The following is an 18,790-nucleotide window of genomic DNA, read 5'->3' as shown; positions in this document are numbered from 1 at the left end:
GAAAAATAACAGCAATTTACGGAATCTTTTGCGATTTATTTGGGGAGGCTTTTAATCAATGCTACCATCGCCAATACGATAGACCCCAAGGCAAATCCTAAGGTAAACCAAGGCGTGTGGGTTTGAAAATAGCCATCTAAATAACGACCCAGGTAGACCCCACCTAAAATTGTCACCAACATTTGAAATGCCGCCCCAATAAATCGTTGATATGATTGCATTTTAATTAAAAATAATCCTTTGACCGAACACTAAATTTATGACTTTTTCATTTATATAAATTGTAAATTTGAAAATTGTATTTACTACATCATATGAGTCGATATCTTTCGGTTGCCTTTATCTTATTGGTTTCTTGGAGCTGTTCACAGCACAGTACCAAACCGGCTGCCGTAACATTTCACAACATCAACGCTAAATTCAACGCCATATGGCAGGCAGATCGTTTATTGATTGATCTTAAAAATAAATGGAATAACGACCGCATAGAAAATTATTCAAGAGAACTCCCCATCATCACACCCATTGACACAAGTTTTGGAATTTCACACAACCTTGAAATAGGGAATCTGATAAGAAAAGCTTCCTTGGTCATTGATCGACATCAAAATTCAACTTACTTAGATAATGCATACTTGCTAATAGCTGAAGGTCGCATTTTGCAAAAAGACTATAAAAATGCGCTTGAAACGCTTAAATACATCAATACCCTAGAACCCGATCGGCAAACGCAAAGCCAAGCATTAACCCAACTTTACCTGGTTTATTTAATGCAAAACGATTTTGAATCAGCTGAAAAAACAGAAAGCTTTATCTTAGAAAATGAACTTGAAAATAGAGGGTATAAGTTGGTCAAGGCATACGAACATCAGCTAAAAGGAGAAACGAAGCCCTGTATTGCCGTGCTAGAGCAAATTATAGACAAGGCAAAAACCCGAAGTGAACGAGGGCGTTTATATTATATTTTAGGCCAACTCTATGAATCGATTAATCAAAGTTCCCTCGCGAAAAAAGCCTATCAGAATAGCATGCGGCAGAAGTCGAATTATGAATTGACTTTACGGGCCAACATCGCGTATAAATCCTTGGATCAATCAATAGCAGACTTAGAGCGATTATTAGCAGACCCCAAAAATGAAGATCAAAAATCGGAGATTTATGTGGCCATGGGGAAAATTTACCTAGAACAAAAGGATTTGAACCGAGCTAAAGACGTTTGGCAAAAAGCAACTCAAAATAATCCCAATAAGGGAGAGTTGTATTTCCAACTTGGTCGTTTGTTTTCCACCCAAACATTGGAGTATACCAGGGCATCTGCATATTTCGATTCAGCGGCTACGAATTTATTCCCTAAGCATCCACTGTATAGCGAGGCGCAAAAGGCTCAAAAAGATTGGAATCAATACGTCAAGTTTGACCAAATTATACTTGAACAAGACTCATTACAAAAATTGGCTAAACTTCCTTTGGATAAGCTAAAAGCTATATACAAGCAAAATCAATTGAAAAATACGCGTACAAAAGATTCCGTACAAAAGGCCCAAGTAATTCCACAAAAAGTAATAGCAACCTTTACCCGCAGGCCACCAAGTGCGGACCAACAAAGTTTTTATTTTTACAATGACCAAGCTCGAATAAAAGGCGAGCAAGAATTCAGTATGAAGTGGGGGATTCGTACTTTGGAAGATTTTTGGAATCGCAAAAATAAGCAAAATGCTGCCTTGTCAATGATTGAAAATGTAAGTCAAACAACTACAGATAAAACGCGACCAATAAGCCCAACAGATAAGGTAGACTCCCTGGAAATATGGCTAGATGCCATTCCTTTGACAGATGAAAAACTATTGAGCTCCAACAAAAAAAAGGAGCAAGCTTTGTTTGACCTAGGCAAATTTTGCAAGACACAGATGGAGAATAATACCTTAGCAAATCAACATTTAAAGCGCTTAATGACAGACTATCCCTATACGACACACGAAGCTGAAGTATGGTATCTTTTGTATGCCTGTGCGGAAAATAAAGAACAGAAAAGCCAGTATAGAAATACGCTATTTGATCGATTCCCTGAATCCATTTACAAACTAACCATCTTAAAATCAGAAACAGGTAACCTATCCGATAGCAAAGAGCAACAAGCAGAAAAAGCCTATGAACGTGCCCTCAATCTGTTTAAAACAAATGCATTCGAATCGGCACTTCGAGATTGCCAAAAAATAAGGATTGATTTTCCAGGAAGTAAATCAGAAGATAAAGTCGTATTTTTAAGTGCCTTATGTTATGCAGGACTAAAAGACCGGGAACAATACGAGAAAATATTAAATCAATTTATTCAGCTATTTCCATTTAGCCCATTAAAAACGGAAGCTGAAGAACGAGTTAACGCTATCCCTAAAAATAAATGATATGTTAGAAACTGGGAAATACAAAAGTACGATACGATTTCTTTACCAATTATTCGGTGGCTTGGCCTTGGGATTTGTCATGTTTATTATCGCTGTGAACTTTAATTTTCTTTGGTTATTTGGAAGTATGCCGAGTTTACAGGAATTAGAAAATCCTCAAAGTCAAGTGGCATCATTAATTATTTCGGAAGATGGACAAGAAATTGGCAAGTACTTTCGAGAAAATCGGAATCCATTAAGTTTTGAAGAATTACCTGATAATGTTGTTAATACCTTGATTTCCACAGAGGATGTTCGATATAGTATGCATTCAGGCATTGACATTCGTTCCTTGTTTCGTGTCGTATTTTCTATGGGATCCGCAGGCGGTGGCAGTACAATATCCCAGCAACTAGCAAAAAATCTATTTCACACCCGCACCTTGGAATTTGGGGAGGATGACCCCGTTTATATGGGATTATTAATGAAAATACCAGGATTAAAAATTGTCATAGCTAAAGTAAAAGAATGGATTTTAGCGATTCGATTAGAAAGAAGGTATACCAAGCAAGAAATCATCGCCATGTATTTAAATGAGGTAAGTTTTGGGAATAATGCCTATGGGATTCAAGTGGCTTGTCGGACCTATTTTCAAAAAGAATTAGGTGAAATTAGCATCAATGAGGCTGCTACGCTTATTGGCTTATTACAAAATCCATCTCTTTATAATCCGCGCGTTCGTCCTGAAAAGACTTTAGAAAGACGAAATGTTGTTCTCAGCCAACTTGCCAAATATGATTTCATCAAGCCGGAGGAACTTCCCACCTTACAAGCAGCAGATTTGAATCTGAACTACCGGGTTGAAAATCAAAATACAGGTGCAGCGCCGTATTTCCGCGAAGCTATACGCCGTCAAGTGTTAGATGCCATAAAGGAGTTAAATAAAGATCGTCCTGAGGACCAGCAAATAAATTTATACACAAGTGGTCTTCGAATATATACCAGTATCGATTCTCGGATGCAAAAATATGCTGAAGAGTCCGTAAAAGAGCACATGCGCGCAGAACAAAAGTTGTTTTATGAGCATTGGAGAGGTCGAAACCCTTGGGTAAATGAGCAAATGACCGAAATCAAGGGCTTCCTAAAAGATGCCATGAAAAGGACACAACGGTATCGTGAACTAATGGCTGCCTACAATAATGATGAATTTAAGGTCTGGGAGGAGCTTAAAAGACCCATTAAAATGACCGTATTTACCTATGATGGGGATAAAGACACCACCTTAAGCCCAATGGATTCATTAAATTACTACAAACGCATACTTAATTGTGGTATGATGGCCATGGATCCAACCAACGGACATGTTAAAGCGTGGATCGGTGGAATCAATTATAAATACTTCAAATTCGATCACATATCTCAAAGCAAACGTCAACCCGGATCTACCTTCAAACCTTTCGTTTATGGAGCAGCAATCGAAAATGAGATTGCAACGCCTTGTGATTTATTTGTGGATGAACCTGTGACTTTTGGTGAAGAAGATGGACTGAGTGGAGGCACTTGGACTCCTCAAAATTCTGGCGGTGGCTACAGCTACAGTAGCATGAGGTTACGTAGGGCAATGGGGTTGTCGGTGAATACCATCGCTGCCAAATTAATAAAACAACTAGGACCTGAGAAAGTGGCTGAATTTGCCTATAAATGTGGCATAGAAAGCCCATTGCATGAAGTTCCTTCTTTGTGTTTGGGGGCATCTGAAGTTTCATTATTCGAACAAGTTTCGGGCTATAGCACCATGGCAAATGGTGGTGAAAGAATTGATCCGATTGTGGTATTACGAATCACCGACAAAGTGGGTAATGTATTAAAAGAATACTCGCCACCAATAAAAACAGTCATCAAGCCAGAAACTGCGTATATGATGACCTATTTGTTGCAAGGTGCCGTTCAGGAACCCGGTGGTACTGCTGAGGGCCTAAAGCGTAGCACAATCGTGGCCGGCAATGAAATAGGGGCTAAAACCGGTACCACATCAAATAACTCGGATGGCTGGTTCATGGGAGTAACACAGAAAATTGTGGCCGGCGTTTGGGTTGGAGGTGATGATAGAAGCATCCACTTTAGAACAACTGCACTCGGACAAGGTGCAAAAATGGCTATGCCAGCTTATGTTAAATTCATGGAAAAAGTTTACGCTGATCAATCGCTTGCCATTGAAGGTTATCGAAAAATGCCATTTACCAAACCGGAAAACTTTTCTTTTGATTTTAGCTGTTACGGTGGAGGGCAAGTACCCGTTGATTCAACAGCCGTCGAAATACCTAATGAATAAAATGAGACCAATTTTATATATCAGTCTATTGAGTTTTTTATTTTTCAATTGCCAACAAACACAAGAGGAGAAAGAAGAGGCAATTGCCAAAAAAACATGTGGGTCTTGCCACAAATTTCCTGAACCCAATTTATTGGATAAAAAGACCTGGGAAAATGGGGTTTTACCTGAAATGGCCTACCGTTTGGGATTAGGAAATCGCTTCGAATTAATGTCAAGATACTCAGAGGAGCAGTTCCAAGCAGTATTACAAATGAACATTTATCCAGAAACTCCCAAAATCTCACAGGAGGAATGGCAGGCAATTATGAATTACTACCTTCGAAATGCGCCTGAAAAACCACTGGAACAAAAGAAAAAGGAATCCATCACCTCCAATACCCTCCACTTTCAAGTCGAAGATTACGTTACTCCAAAAGACCTTATTGCTGGCGTTACTTCCATTAAAATCCATCCCAGTAAACCCGAAGTTTGGGTAGGAATGCGAACAAATTCCACCTTAATTCTAGATCAAAATCTACAAAGCAAGACCCAGATTAAAACAGGTTCAGCAAATGTGCTATCGCAATTTGCAGGCCCTCGAACCTTTCTCGTGGGAATAGGCAAATTGCAACCGAATGATTTAAGATTAGGATCCATTTATGAATTACAAGGAACAAAAACCAAAGTTATCTTGGATTCACTCAAGCGGCCAGTTGATTTTCAAGTCGCCGATCTTAATTTAGATGGAACTTTGGATTATGTTCTATGTGAATATGGAAATGAGCAAGGCCAAATTAATTGGATTGATGGCAAGAACCGTTCCATGCATCCACTAAAAATTCAAGCCGGCGCAAGAAATGTGGTAATTCGTGATTTTACAGGCGAAGGCTTGCCTGATGTAATGGTATTAACGGCACAAGCTCGCGAAGGCGTTACCCTTTTCATAAACAAAGGGAAAGGTGAATTTATCGAAAAGCCCTTATTACAATTTGACGCTGTTTTTGGCAGTAATTATATGGAAATTGCTGATATGAACAAAGATGGCTATGTCGATATCATCGTATCCAATGGGGATAATGCCGATTATTCCTACTCAAAAAAAGCTTATCATGGCATACATATTTACCTAAATGATGGTAGAAATAATTTTAAAGAATCATACTTTTTCCCTGCCTACGGGGCATCTAAAACACTTGCACGTGACTTTGACCAAGATGGAGATCTTGATTTGGCTATGATTGCATTCTTCGCAGAAAATGACAAAGGAATACATGAGGGATTTCTATACTTACAGAATCAAGGTAACTTACAATTCAAGGTTACCAACCTAGGTGTTCCGGCTGGAGCTCATTACATGGTTATGGACGCAGGTGATTTAGATAAAGATGGTGATATTGATCTACTTTTAGGAAATTACCAGTTTGGAAAAAGAAAGCCAGAAGTTAAAATTCCTCCTGGCTTACAAATGCATTATATAAAAAACTTATTGCGCTAATTTTGCGCCAATGGGTATAAAGGCCTGCGCTTGATTACTTTGACCCAGGTAGGAAGCACCATATGTCCAAGCAATCTTTTGTTTCCGACCTTTAAATACATAACTGAAATCTTTTCCTACCGGAACATTAGCCTTTTGCAAGGGATTTAAAGGCTTAAACACTTTCATAGCACCCCGATTCTGTAGCGCCACATAGGCTAATTCCTTCCCGATTTGGATACCTACCAAGGCCTTCGCATCACCAGGTACAAAAATCCCCGCATTAGCAAAGTAGTGGAATCCTTTCGGTCCTCCGAGTAATACACCCCCGTTGGATGCATCATATCGTCCCATAGCAACCTCATTACCGAAATTATTACCCACATAAATGATATCTAAGTAACCATCCTGATTCACGTCTACCACTTGCATGCCATTCATTGCTGAAACCTGAGCCATTAAAGGTAATTCATGTAATTCAAATTTACCCTCACCTTTGTTTTCAATATACATGGAAGCATTCTCCGTCAGAACTAATTTATTAACCTTCTTCTTTTCAGAATCAGATAAAAAAGTTTCTTGTGTTACTTTTCCAAAATCCTTGTAATATACAAATCGAGCCCTTGTCGAATTCATTTGCTTGTGTGTATCATCTTTGCCAAATAAAGGTGCTGAAATAGCAATGCCTTCAGCATTTTGGAAATAAACAAAAGGAAAAACATCATAGACGCCATTACCATCCAAATCACCATGTAAAACATCTACGGGTTGTTTAACATTGGCGCGAAGCAGCGTATTTTTACCCATATTACCTGCGACGAAATCCATATCACCATCCTGATCAAAATCAGCAGCAGTAATAGAACCCCATAAACCTGTTGACTGCTCTAAACCGGTATCCGTTAATTTTTTCAAATGACCTTTCGTATTTTGAAAAATCTGAATCGGCATAAACTCGCCGGCAACTACTAAATCTTGCCAACCATCTTGATTGTAATCCGTCCAAACCGCATCGCAATACATTGCCTCTTGTAATAACTCAGGGGCTACTTGGGCCGTCGCATCGACAAACTTGATACCACCCGACTTCGAATCATTACGCAGTAAACGGGACACCGTTCCTTTCGGATATTGAAATGGAACATTACGCCCGCTCACGAATAAATCTAAATCACCATCATGATCAACATCAGAAGCTCGAACAGCCGAATTACTTTCTGTAAATAATGGAAGAGCAGATGTTTGTAATGTAAACTTCCCTTTCCCATCATTTACGTAGATAACGTCCTGTGAAGTATCTGACCCAACTTTTTCCTCTGTCCCCCCCCGTGCAACATACAAATCCAAATCTCCATCAGAGTCCATGTCTATCAATAAGCTCCCCAAGTCTTCACCTAATTTTTTAGGAGCATCATACGCCCCTTCCAAGTAATTTTTAGTAAAGGTTCCGTTAGCTTGTTGGAGATAAAAAGTTCCCGAATAGAATTTAGAACCGCCTACAAACAAATCCTCGCGGCCATCGCCATTCACATCTCCTACTGAGGCTCCAGGGCCTAACTGCGACATTTTATGGGGCGTGGTGCTCTGGAAGTTAAAGTCTATAAAATCCATTTCCTTATGAACGTCGGTCAGCTGTACAGCATCACTAATCTCGGAGAACAATGACTTCTCCTGGGTAAATAGTGTTTGATACGTTTGGTTCGCTTTTGTGATAGACGCCTTGATTACCTGATTAACACCTGGGTTTTTAATTACCTGCATAGAGTCATTTGGCCAAATAACGCGTAATTCTTTTACTCTTTGTCTAGCACCAAGGCCAATATGTGCGATGGGCTCAACACTGGATAAATACCCTCGATAAGGATTGTTCTCATAATAAAAATGGGTACCATCGGCAAAAAGCCCTTCAATGCGAGCCCCAATTCCTTGCTTATTTAAACCCTTCCCTTCAAAACTCACACGCAAAAAACGGGCCTTTTCAGGAGCCTCTTCAAACGTGCTATTTCGATACACGAAAGCCTCATCATTGATGTTATTAACCACATAATCTAAATCTCCATCATTATCTAAATCTCCATAAGCAGCGCCATTAGAAAAGGATGGCACATTAATGCCCCAAGCAGCACTTACATCATCAAACTTTAGGCCTCCCTTATTCTTAAAGGCATAATTTTTTACCTTAATTACCGGCATTTGTTCCAACAAAATGGCATCAGAGGCTAGTTTCTGAGCATCTGCACGATAGGACATAAAATCACGATCCGTAACATCTCGCGGAAATCCATTCGTAATTAACAAATCACGGAAACCGTCATTATCAAAGTCGGCTAACGATGGACACCAGCTCCATTCGGTCTCAGAGACACCAGCCAATAAACTCATTTCATGAAATGGCAGTGGACTACCTGCATCGCTCTTTCCTGCATTAACTTGCAACGTATTTCGCATGTATTGATAGGTGTAACCGTACAAATCTGAGTTTTGATACGCTTGATAGCTGTTTGGGGGAGCTAATTGTTTCTTCCTTTCATTATCCTTGGGTAACATATCCAAAGCAACGATATCTTGTAAGCCATCGTTGTTTATGTCAGCCACGTCATTACCCATAGCACTTAAACTGGTATGCTTAAAATAGGTTTTGGCTTGATCCGTAAAGGTACCATCGTGATTATTGATGTATAAAATATCATCAGAAACATAATCATTGGTTATATAAATATCCGGCCAATTATCTTGATTGATATCACAGATATTGATTCCTAAACCATAGCCTTCAAGAGTAATGCCAGCTTCTTTAGAAACATTGGTGTATACGGGATGACCTTTTTCTTTTGAATAATCACAACGATACAGTCGGTCTGTGTTAGGATAAGAGCCATCCGTAACTTTCGCACGATATAAAGAAGGAAATTGGTCAATGACATCCGTTAAGACATACATATCCAAATCCCCATCTCGATCGTAATCAAAAAAGGCAGTATGCTCACTGTGACCTGCATCATTCACTCCATATGCTGCACCCATTTCTTTAAAGGATGGGATACCATTTTTGACACCTTGATTGACAAAAAGCATATTTTCTCGATCAAGTAAAGACGTTTTCATCGTTGCGGATACGTAAATGTCTAAAAGTCCATCTCCATTGATATCCACAATAGACACACCTGAACACCAACGACTCTTGGTATCAATGCCCGCGGCTCTTGAAATGTCATCAAACTTCATTTCGCCTTTATTTAGGTAAAGTGCTCCATTCGCTTGACTACCAGAAAAGAAAATATCCAAAAGGCCGTCTTGATTAAAGTCACCCATCCCTACTCCACTACCGTTGTATAGATATTCATACTTCAAAATATTTAACGTATCGTTTTCCGCGATGGTGTTTGAAAAATGAATACCGGTATCATCACCAGATAATTGCTCGAAAGTGCTTGTCTTTTTACAGGAAGCAAAAAAGAATAAAATAATAAAGGCAAAAAGTAATCTTGTATACATGATGAGCTTAATCTTTGAACTACTAAAATAAAAAAAGGTGGGGACTTCTCCCCACCTTTTCTATAAATAAAATCAATCGATTAATAACCAGGGTTTTGCTTTAATACAGCAGTACCTTGAATATCAATTTGCGCTTGAGGTATTGGTAACAATGCATCCGTATCTGTGTATGAAGCGCCACCAAACTTAGTTACTAACAACCGAGCTTCGTGCTTCAAGTATGCGTTCAATGTTTTGCTTGCAATACCTGGCGTCGTGCCATTCCAACGAACTAAATCGAAGAAACGGTGACCTTCAGTTGCTAACTCCAATAAACGCTCCATACGAACGATTCTACGTGCATTTGCTTGATCACCTAATGTAGTATAGGTAGAAATTACGTAGTTAGCTTCGTTAGCACCTGTTTTCGCATTCTTAACAAATCCAGCTGGATTTGCAGCACGAGCACGAACTTGGTTGATGTAACCTAAAGCTGTTGCTAAACTTCCTCCTTCGATTTCAGCTTCAGCTGCCATCAACAATACGTCCGCAAAACGGATGATGTTGAAGTTCATTGTCGCATATCCACGAGTCCAAGAAGATCCATCAGTCAAGGTATTTTCTTGACGCTTGTAATAGATGTGTTTCTTAGGTGAATAAGGACCAGCATAAGGCTGAGCACGAATCCAGTTAGCTCCTGGATGCTCGATCCAGTCTAAGTACTGAACTCCACGACGACCAATAGTGTGGTCAATACGAGGATCTAATGGATCAGCATCTTCAGTAAATGGTGAAGAAGAAGATACACCATAATCATGCTTAACTGCATTTGAAGCTAAGTTATAATCAGGAGTACCATCAGCTTGCTCTCCCAACAATGGAAGACCTGATGCATCTACACGGTAAGCATTTGCCATCGAGAAAGATGGTTGGAAGAATCCGCAGCAGTTACCTGGACCGTCAGAACCCGTGTTGTATGGGTAGTTCAAGTCATCAAAACCGTTCGCATTATTCACGTTACCCGTATTCATTGCAGATTGCACCGCAAAGATAGCCTCTTCATTGTTGTCATTCTCCGCGTTGAAGATTTCAGCAAATCTAGGTACTAAACCATACTTCTTACCATTCGTAGTCTTACCATTAGCAATAACTGTTGTAAAAATTGCTCTTGCATCAGCAAATTTGCCTTGGAATAAGTAAGCCTTACCTAAGTAAGAACCAGCTGCCCATTTATTTGCACGACCAGCTGAAGACGATGTCTCAGGCAAATTGTCATAAGCAAATTTAAAATCAGCTTCAATCTTTGGATACAAATCAGCTGTAGCTACAACTTTCTCAATACCCTTACCGTAATCTTGAGTTTCATCAACATATGGTGCAGAACCAAATAATTTTTTCAACTCAAAATAAAAGTGACCACGTAAGAAACGAGCCTCAGCAACAACACGCGTTTTATCCGAAGCAGATAATTCTTTCGAACCATTTGCTAAATTGATTGTCGCATTTGCACGCGCAATACCTTCGAATTTTGCTTGCCATGTTGAGTTCAAATCACCATCAACCGCTGGTACTTCATAACGTTGCATAACGTTAATGTTCGAGTAGTCACCCGGGTCAGTACCCTTGTTACTCTCACCACCACGGATAGATCCCCATACCCAGTTATTTGGTGCAGCTAAACGAGAAAATCCTTTACCTGCTAACTGTGCGTAAGTACCAATCAAGGCACCCTCTACACCAGCTCTAGAAGATAACTGCGCTTGAGCTAATGAAGCCGTTGGCGCTACCTCTAAAAACTGATCCTTACAAGCGAATGTCAACATGAATGCCGACGCACTAACTAAACTTAATCGCTTTAAAATCTGATATTTTTTCATGTTCTTAATTTTTAAAATTGGCTTTCGCTAAATTAGAAATTCAAGTTGATCGAAGCTACGAATGAGCGAGTAACTGGGTAGTTACCTACGTCAATACCAAAGCTTGTATCTGCAGCTCCACCAACACCTGGATCTAATCCCTTGTACTTAGTGAAAGTCAACAAGTTGTTAGCCGATAGTGTCAACTTCGCATTCTTAACTCCGATTTTTGAAATAACATTCTTTGGAATTTGATATCCCAAAGAGATATTTTGTAAACGGATATAATCACCATCTTCTACGTACCAAGAGTTCTCAGCAGCTGAAGTAGAGATGTTTGATGCTGATTCCCAAATTGGTGCTTCAGCAGCGTTACCCAATGCTGGAGTCCAAGATTGTTTTGCACGTACACCTTTACCCGATCCTTCGAAAGTTCCGTAGAAATCAGTAAACCACTTCGATTGGTTCCAAATTTTGTTACCAGCTGAAGCATATAGGTACATATTCAAATCAAACGCCTTGTATGTTAAACCTAAGTTCACACCACCTGTATAAGTAGGTACTGGTGATCCTAAGTAAGTACGGTCAGCAGGAGTAATCTTACCATCTCCGTTAATATCTGCATAACGGAAACGACCTACACCTTTACCTGATTGCTCTGGTGCAGCATTAACTTCTTCCTTAGACGCAAAATAACCGATTACTTGGTATCCGTAGAATGAAGACAATGAACGACCTACTTCCATACGAATTGGATTAATTCCACGGAATGAACCACCAAGTAAGTTGGTGATACCTGGAGCAAATGCTACAATTTCGTTTTTCAAGAATGAGTTATTCAATGTTACTTCATACTTAAGGTCAGAAGTTATGTTACCACGGTTAATAATTTGCATATCAATACCTTGGTTACGCATTTTTGCAACGTTAACAGATGGAGCAGAAGCAGATGGTCCAACAACCGCTGGAAGTGGAACGTTAAATAACAAATCCTCTGTATCTTTTCTCCAAATATCAAACACTACCTCCCACTTACCGTTTAACAAGGTTGCATCAACACCAATATTAGATGTTATAGCAGTCTCCCACTTCGCAGCCGGATTACCGATACGTGAACGGAAATAACCTTCGTTAGCTCCTGAAGATTGACCATCGATTGGGTAAAAAGAATTACCACGATCAGCCGCATATAAAGAGAACTGGTTAGCTGGGTTCACGTTATTTGAGTTACCCATTGTACCCCAACCACCACGGATTTTCAAATCGGTGATAGCAGGAAGATCCTTCATGAATTCTTCTGAAGTAACACGCCATGCTGCAGAGAATGCAGGGAAGATACCGTAACGATTCAATGAACCGAAACGAGAAGATCCGTCACGACGAACAACCCCTGTGAAGTAGTACTTCTCATTAAAGTTGTAATCTACCTTAGAGAATAATGAGTAGAAATTAACACCTGAGAACAAGTTCGAGTTAACTACTGGAGATTGTACAGAGTTCAATGTTACGAAATCCAAGTCCATTGAGAATGGGTTGATACCTGAACCACTAATTGAACGACCAGCTCCTGTATTCAAAGCCTCTAAACCAGCTAATACCTTAACACCGTGCTTTCTCCACTGGTATTTGTAATTAACTGTATTAGTCAATACCCATGAAAAAACATAAGAAGAACCCTCAGAGAATGAATTCGAAGCCTCTGGCTCTGAATCACCTAAGTAACGGTAGTTGTAGTTTTTAAATGCTGAGTTGTTGTATTGACCACCTAAGCTTGTACGGATTGTCAAATCTTTGATTGGCTCATAATCAAGATAAATATTTCCAACTGCATTTGCGTTGAAGTTATCATCATTTGAGTTGTTCAATACAATTTGACGAACTGGGTTACGTGGGTTATTAAAACCTGCTGCCTTCGTAGATGCATATGAACCAAACTCATCAAATACCGGAATAACCGTAGGCATACGATAAGCGGATAAGATTACTGACTCATCACCAGCAACACCTAAACCGTTGTTACCACCTGCTTGACCACGTACTGAACGGTAAGTGAACTGTAAGTTTTCACCTATTTTCACTTTCTTACCTAAGTTAAACTCAGAGTTGAAACGAACAGAATAACGCTTGAAATCATTTTGAATCAAGATACCATCTTGTTGCTGACCTGATAAACCTAAGTAAAAACGACCAGCCTCAGTTCCACCAGAAAATCCTAATGAATGACGTTGCGTAGCACCTAGACGAGTAATTTCATCGTACCAGTTAGTTCCAGCCTTGTTAGCTTTGATTAAGAAAACGTTCTCTGGATTCGCAGCACGCGCAGCAGTAATTGCAGCTAAGTCAACATTGTTAACCGCGTTAGCACCATTTGCATGCAAATAAGTAGGAATCGTAGCTTGTGCAGAAGTACCATATTGTGGGTGCGTGTAAGCAACTGCTGTACCATTTGCTGCCGCATTGTTACGGTATGCTACGTGTGTCCAATCTGCTTGCTCTTGTGGAGTCAACATTTGAGGAGCACCTGCTACGTTAGGATCTGTACCACCATACATACCATTGTATGTGATGCTCAAACCCTTCTTGCCACGTGAACCTTGCTTAGTTGTGTAAACGATTACACCGTTAGCAGCACGCGCACCATAGATAGAAGCAGCAGCAGCATCTTTCAAGACCGTTGTTGACTCAATATCATCTGGAGATAAGAAATCAGTTGAACCTACTGGAACCCCATCCACTACGTATAATGGCTCGTTACCACCAAAGGCACCAAAACCACGAACACGAATGATTGAGTTAGTTCCCGGCTGACCGTTTGTAATCAAGGTAACCCCTGCTACACGACCTTGCAACATCTGCTCAACGTTACCCGTTGGTGCGATTTGCAAATCTGCCGCTTTTACGATCGAAGCTGCCGCCGTAGACTCCTTTTTATTTGTAACTGAGTAACCAGTAACGATTACTTCGCTCAATTGAGATACATCTTCATCTAAAGAAACAGCGATAGAAGATTGAGATCCAACTGAAACCGTTTTTGTTTTGTAACCTACTGCTGAAATTGTCAAAACAGCGTTACCCGATTTTACGGTAACTGAGAATGCACCATTAGCATCCGTAGTAGCACCAGTAGTTGTTCCTTTAACAGCAACACTTACTCCTGGGATTCCTTCAGCGTTCGCATCAGTAACCTTTCCTGTTACCTTACGATCCTGTGCAAATGACGAAAAACTCCCTAGCATCACAATCGCGAGCAATAAGAAGCTTCGAAGACTTTGGTAAAAATTGTTTTTCATAATACGTTTTAATTAGTTTTTCTAAATTAGATTTAATAAAAGATACGCGGTTTTTTTTTACAATAATGGGTCTCCTTTCTTTTTTGGTTTAATAATCGATTTCATTTTTATACATTTAAATAGGTTTAAAAGTTCATCTTTAAATAATACAATAAATAGGTTTAAAGGCTAATCGTTCACTTTATTGGAATCATACAAATTGACAACTGTTCTATGCTGTTCCAATCCTTCAAATATGTATAAAGCCCATTACTCTTGCAAATATTTTTAAGATATTTTTTAACTTTTTTTAGCAAAAATGTCATTTATCCCGCAAAAGCTCATTTTTGCGCCCTTATTTAATCATATTAATACAATAGAAAATTCAAAAACTGCCCAATGTGTCATGTAAACGATTACAAATGCATTAAAGAAATAGATTAATAATCCTACTAAAGGTTATAAAATTGCACTTTGTCTAAAATTTACAATTGTCCAAAAAATCCAAAAGCGGATTCCAGAATATTCCCTAATTTTGACCCATGTCTCAATTCGAACCTAAAAGCATTTTAGCTTCCCTTCCCAGCCAGCCGGGTGTTTATCGCTATTTTGACGAACATGGGGTTATTATCTATATAGGTAAAGCGAAAAACCTAAAGAATCGGGTCAGTAGTTACTTTACAAGTATTCAAAACCACAATACCAAAACAAAAAGGCTCGTACAGCAAATTTGTAAAATAGAATTCACGATTGTGCATTCAGAGTTCGATGCGCTACTTTTGGAGAATACACTCATTAAGCAATTCCAACCCAAATACAACATTCTGCTACGTGATGATAAAACCTATCCTTTTATTTGCCTGACTCATGAGCCATTCCCGCGCTTGATTACCTTGCGGCGTATTGATCATTCAATCGGAACCTTCTTTGGGCCATTTGCTAATCCTAAAGCAATGAATGGGCTTTTGGAAATGATTCATCAACTATATCCCATACGAACCTGTACGCTCGCACTAAAGCCCAGCAATATTGAGCAAGGGAAATTTAAAGTATGCCTTGAATATCACATTGGAAACTGCAAAGGTCCATGTGAAATGCTGCAGACCGAATCAGACTACCTAACCTATATCGAGCAAATTACAGACATCCTAAAAGGGAACTACCAAAAACCTAAAAGTATGTTTGTCGAACGAATGCAACAAGCCTCCACGCGTATGGCTTTTGAAGAAGCTCAAGAATGGAAAGAAAAATGGGAGTTACTCGAAAACTTTCAAGCCAAATCGACCGTGGTAAATCCTTCGATCCATGATGTAGATGTATTTACCATAGTGTCCGATGAATCTTTAGCCTACATTAACTTCATGAAAGTAATCAATGGGACCATCTTACAATCTCAAACTTGGGAAGTTAAGAAAAAGTTAAATGAAGATGAATCGGAACTGCTCACGATGCTTATCTGGGAAAAACGCGATCAGTTTCATAGCGAAGCCAAAGAGATTTTAACGAATATCCCGATGGCTATCGAATTCAAGGGTGCGAAAAATACAATACCCCAAATGGGCGACAAGAAAAAACTATTGGACATGTCACTCAAAAATGTATTATACTTTCGGAAAGAAAAGGCCGACAGAAAAGCCACAGAAGAAAGTGGTGGAGACCGCAAGATGCGAATCATGCTTACCTTAAAAAATGATCTACGCCTAACACAATTACCTAAACGCATCGAATGCTTTGATAATTCTAACCTTCAAGGAACCAATCCTGTTTCTGCCATGGTTTGTTTCATCCAAGCGCAAGCTGCTAAAAAAGAATACCGACTCTTCACGCCGAGAACGGTTGAAGGCCCCGACGATTTTGCAACCATGTACGAAGTCATCACTCGCCGCTATACGAGGCTGTTAGAAGAAGAGGCAGAACTGCCCGATTTAATTATTGTGGATGGAGGTAAAGGCCAACTGAGCGCCGCCTGTGATGCTTTAAAAGCTATCGGCTTATATGGACAGATCCCCATCATAGGCATTGCCAAACGTTTGGAAGAAATATATTTCCCAGAAGATAGTTTACCTGTATACATAGATAAGAAATCAGAATCGCTGAAATTGATTCAACAATTACGTGATGAAGCGCATCGATTTGGCATAACAGCCCACCGAAATAGACGTAGCAAAAACTTTTTGGTAAGCCAACTCGAAGAATTGGAAGGAATCGGAAAGTTGACCGCTCAAAAATTGTTAAAACACTTTGGTACAATTCGAAACATGTACGAAGCCCCTATCGAAGATCTCGAAAAAGTTGTAGGTAAATCAAAAACGCCAAACCTTCGAAAGCAAATTAAAAAATGGTTAGATGAAAAAGCCTAGTTTCGCGATTTGAAACGACCTATGTCAATATGTTGTAGTTGGCGGTAAACCTGAATCACCAAGGCTAAAGCCACAGCCATTTCGCATACGCCTACAGCCAAAACAAAAATTCCCAACATTAATCCTTGGTTTGAAGCATCTTGTCTTGAAAATGCAATCAAATTCAAATTCGCCGCATTCAACATTAACTCTACCCCCATCAAAATAAAAATGGCATTGCGCTTTAGTAGCAACATACTAAAACCTGTTGCAAATAAACAAGCCCCAGCCCACAAGAAAAAAATTAAAGGTATTTCATTCATGATTTTTCGCAATGTATGTCGCACCAATAAGTGCGATTAAAAGGTATATTCCTACCAACTCAAAGGGCATGGCATACTCGGTTAATAAGGCTAAGCCCACATAACTTAATTTCGAGGAAGAATTCGCTATTTCTATGCCACTAAAGTTGCCTAATGAAAAAATATACACGAACCCAGCAAATAGTATACTACCTAAAAGTATGGGCCAAAATCGTGACGATTCTTCTGTCACTAAATCATTTTGACGTTTATCTCCTCGACTTTTTTGATTTGTCAGCATAATGCCAAATAAAATGAGGATTAGCACACCACCAACATAAATCATCAAATGCGATACGGCCATAACATCGGCATAGGCCAGTACATATAAACCCGCTAACCCAAGCATCGTCATGAACATCGCTAAAGCTGCGTGTAAAATATTTTTTGTCCAAAGCATGACCAATGAACTACCACAAGTAATCAATACCAAAACCAAAAAAGCACAGATTATTGGGGTCATCATTTGGGCGTTGGAAGTTGGTCTGTGGACGATGAATCCTGAACATCGGAAGCTGGACCATCAGACTTCGGACTATTTTCCTCCGGATTAGCGACTTTTTTAAAACTCGGCTTAAAAGCAGGCTTGGGTTTAGCCGATGGTTCTTCGGACTTCAGACTATTTTCATCCGGATTAGCGACTTTTTTAAAACTCGGCTTAAAAGCAGGCTTGGGTTTAGCCGATGGTTCTTCGGACTTCAGACTATTTTCATCCGGACTAGCGCCTGACGACGCTTGACTATCAAGCTCTTTCATCGCCGCTTTCTCAGCCACAAATTGTTCATACAATCTACGCTTCTCTTCCGCCTCCACTGGGCTCAAATTAGCAAATGAAAAATTATGCTCTTTGACCTCAAAAACAGAAAAATCATACTCAGATGTCATCGTCAAACATTCCGTTGGACATACCGTAGTACATAAACCGCAAAAACAACATTTTGACATATCTATGTCAAACTTAGCAGCATATAAACGAATCGGGGAGCCATCCGAGGCGTGCCCAATTAACCCCGTAGCTTTAATTGGCTCAATATCAATGCAATCCACAGGGCAGACCTTCACACATTTGTCACAAACAATGCAATCGTCCATCTCATTATGCAGCTGGTACCGCCCATTTACAGGGGTGGGAATCTGCAAAGCTGGATACTCCAAGGTGACAATACCATCGGGCTGACTGAAATAATTCGTATCTTGAATCTGATGAACCGTTCGCTGTTTGCGAGCATTCCAGGCATGCTTCCACGTCAAAGCCATTCCTTTCCGGGTACTTTGAATCACCTCGAAAATCCCTTGAAAATATGTTCTTATCGTAGACATC

The 18,790-nt window shown here is 39.7% G+C and carries 11 protein-coding genes; 4 read left to right on the top strand and 7 right to left on the bottom strand.

Annotation, left to right across the window (positions count from 1 at the left end; translation table 11 throughout):
* Positions 1-35: 35 nt before the first annotated feature.
* Entirely contained in the window at positions 36-221 is a 186-nt protein-coding gene (locus ACIQZ2_RS00270) for an AtpZ/AtpI family protein (RefSeq protein ID WP_395766824.1), read from the bottom strand.
* Positions 222-314: 93 nt separating this feature from the next.
* On the opposite strand from ACIQZ2_RS00270, the gene ACIQZ2_RS00265 reads away from it, so the two are divergent.
* From ACIQZ2_RS00265 to ACIQZ2_RS00255, 3 genes are read left to right on the top strand one after another with little or no spacing between them, the layout of a single operon-like run.
* On the top strand, positions 315-2,402 hold the full coding sequence (locus ACIQZ2_RS00265; protein ID WP_395766823.1) for a tetratricopeptide repeat protein: 2,088 nt from the start codon (positions 315-317) through the stop codon (positions 2,400-2,402).
* 1 nt (position 2,403) lies between these two features.
* Positions 2,404-4,713 (top strand): penicillin-binding protein 1A, encoded by a 2,310-nt coding sequence (locus ACIQZ2_RS00260; RefSeq protein WP_395766822.1) that lies wholly within the window; start codon positions 2,404-2,406, stop codon positions 4,711-4,713.
* On the top strand, positions 4,706-6,190 hold the full coding sequence (locus ACIQZ2_RS00255) for an FG-GAP repeat domain-containing protein (protein WP_395766821.1): 1,485 nt from the start codon (positions 4,706-4,708) through the stop codon (positions 6,188-6,190). Before ACIQZ2_RS00260 ends, ACIQZ2_RS00255 begins: the two co-directional genes overlap by 8 nt.
* On the opposite strand, the gene ACIQZ2_RS00250 is transcribed toward ACIQZ2_RS00255, so the two are convergent.
* From ACIQZ2_RS00250 to ACIQZ2_RS00240, 3 genes are all read right to left on the bottom strand, one after another.
* The gene (locus tag ACIQZ2_RS00250; protein WP_395766820.1) at positions 6,179-9,664 is read right to left on the bottom strand and encodes a VCBS repeat-containing protein; all 3,486 of its coding nucleotides are present in this window, start codon (positions 9,662-9,664) and stop codon (positions 6,179-6,181) included. The genes ACIQZ2_RS00255 and ACIQZ2_RS00250 overlap by 12 nt on opposite strands.
* An 80-nt stretch (positions 9,665-9,744) precedes the next feature.
* Positions 9,745-11,520 carry a RagB/SusD family nutrient uptake outer membrane protein gene (locus tag ACIQZ2_RS00245; protein ID WP_395766819.1) on the bottom strand — a complete coding sequence of 592 codons (1,776 nt, stop codon included), beginning with the start codon at positions 11,518-11,520 and terminating at the stop codon, positions 9,745-9,747.
* A 32-nt stretch (positions 11,521-11,552) separates the two neighbouring features.
* Positions 11,553-14,789, bottom strand: a complete 3,237-nt coding sequence (locus ACIQZ2_RS00240; RefSeq protein WP_395766818.1) for a SusC/RagA family TonB-linked outer membrane protein — start codon at positions 14,787-14,789, stop codon at positions 11,553-11,555.
* A gap of 521 nt (positions 14,790-15,310) precedes the next feature.
* Between ACIQZ2_RS00240 and uvrC the strand changes: the two genes are divergently transcribed.
* On the top strand, positions 15,311-17,128 hold the full coding sequence (gene uvrC / locus ACIQZ2_RS00235; RefSeq protein ID WP_395766817.1) for an excinuclease ABC subunit UvrC: 1,818 nt from the start codon (positions 15,311-15,313) through the stop codon (positions 17,126-17,128).
* On the opposite strand, the gene nuoK is transcribed toward uvrC, so the two are convergent.
* Genes nuoK through ACIQZ2_RS00220 form a run of 3 tightly spaced genes read right to left on the bottom strand, consistent with a single transcriptional unit; the run spans position 17,125 to position 18,789 of the window.
* Positions 17,125-17,430 (bottom strand): NADH-quinone oxidoreductase subunit NuoK, encoded by a 306-nt coding sequence (gene nuoK / locus ACIQZ2_RS00230; RefSeq protein WP_395766816.1) that lies wholly within the window; start codon positions 17,428-17,430, stop codon positions 17,125-17,127. The two genes, uvrC and nuoK, sit on opposite strands and share 4 nt — an antisense overlap.
* A complete protein-coding gene (locus ACIQZ2_RS00225) occupies positions 17,423-17,935 on the bottom strand; it encodes an NADH-quinone oxidoreductase subunit J (protein ID WP_395766815.1) in 513 nt (170 codons plus the stop codon). The genes nuoK and ACIQZ2_RS00225 overlap by 8 nt, the downstream gene beginning before the upstream one ends.
* Complete coding sequence (locus ACIQZ2_RS00220) at positions 17,932-18,789, bottom strand: 4Fe-4S binding protein (protein ID WP_395766814.1); 858 nt, start codon at positions 18,787-18,789, stop codon at positions 17,932-17,934. Before ACIQZ2_RS00220 ends, ACIQZ2_RS00225 begins: the two co-directional genes overlap by 4 nt.
* Between the last annotated feature and the right edge of the window lies 1 nt (position 18,790).

The sequence above is a fragment of the Aquirufa sp. genome, from assembly GCF_044342065.1.
In the GTDB taxonomy this organism is placed as follows: Bacteria; Bacteroidota; Bacteroidia; order Cytophagales; family Spirosomataceae; genus Aquirufa.
This window is presented reverse-complemented; position numbering and strand designations above follow the sequence as displayed.

What these genes read in the sequence shown, in the direction of transcription:
- ACIQZ2_RS00270 (WP_395766824.1), bottom strand. Translation starts at nt 221, where the DNA reads ATGCAATCATATCAACGATTTATTGGGGCGGCATTTCAAATGTTGGTG.
- ACIQZ2_RS00265 (WP_395766823.1), top strand. Translation starts at nt 315, where the DNA reads ATGAGTCGATATCTTTCGGTTGCCTTTATCTTATTGGTTTCTTGGAGC.
- ACIQZ2_RS00260 (WP_395766822.1), top strand. Translation starts at nt 2,404, where the DNA reads ATGTTAGAAACTGGGAAATACAAAAGTACGATACGATTTCTTTACCAA.
- ACIQZ2_RS00255 (WP_395766821.1), top strand. Translation starts at nt 4,706, where the DNA reads ATGAATAAAATGAGACCAATTTTATATATCAGTCTATTGAGTTTTTTA.
- ACIQZ2_RS00250 (WP_395766820.1), bottom strand. Translation starts at nt 9,664, where the DNA reads ATGTATACAAGATTACTTTTTGCCTTTATTATTTTATTCTTTTTTGCT.
- ACIQZ2_RS00245 (WP_395766819.1), bottom strand. Translation starts at nt 11,520, where the DNA reads ATGAAAAAATATCAGATTTTAAAGCGATTAAGTTTAGTTAGTGCGTCG.
- ACIQZ2_RS00240 (WP_395766818.1), bottom strand. Translation starts at nt 14,789, where the DNA reads ATGAAAAACAATTTTTACCAAAGTCTTCGAAGCTTCTTATTGCTCGCG.
- uvrC (WP_395766817.1), top strand. Translation starts at nt 15,311, where the DNA reads ATGTCTCAATTCGAACCTAAAAGCATTTTAGCTTCCCTTCCCAGCCAG.
- nuoK (WP_395766816.1), bottom strand. Translation starts at nt 17,430, where the DNA reads ATGAATGAAATACCTTTAATTTTTTTCTTGTGGGCTGGGGCTTGTTTA.
- ACIQZ2_RS00225 (WP_395766815.1), bottom strand. Translation starts at nt 17,935, where the DNA reads ATGATGACCCCAATAATCTGTGCTTTTTTGGTTTTGGTATTGATTACT.
- ACIQZ2_RS00220 (WP_395766814.1), bottom strand. Translation starts at nt 18,789, where the DNA reads ATGTCTACGATAAGAACATATTTTCAAGGGATTTTCGAGGTGATTCAA.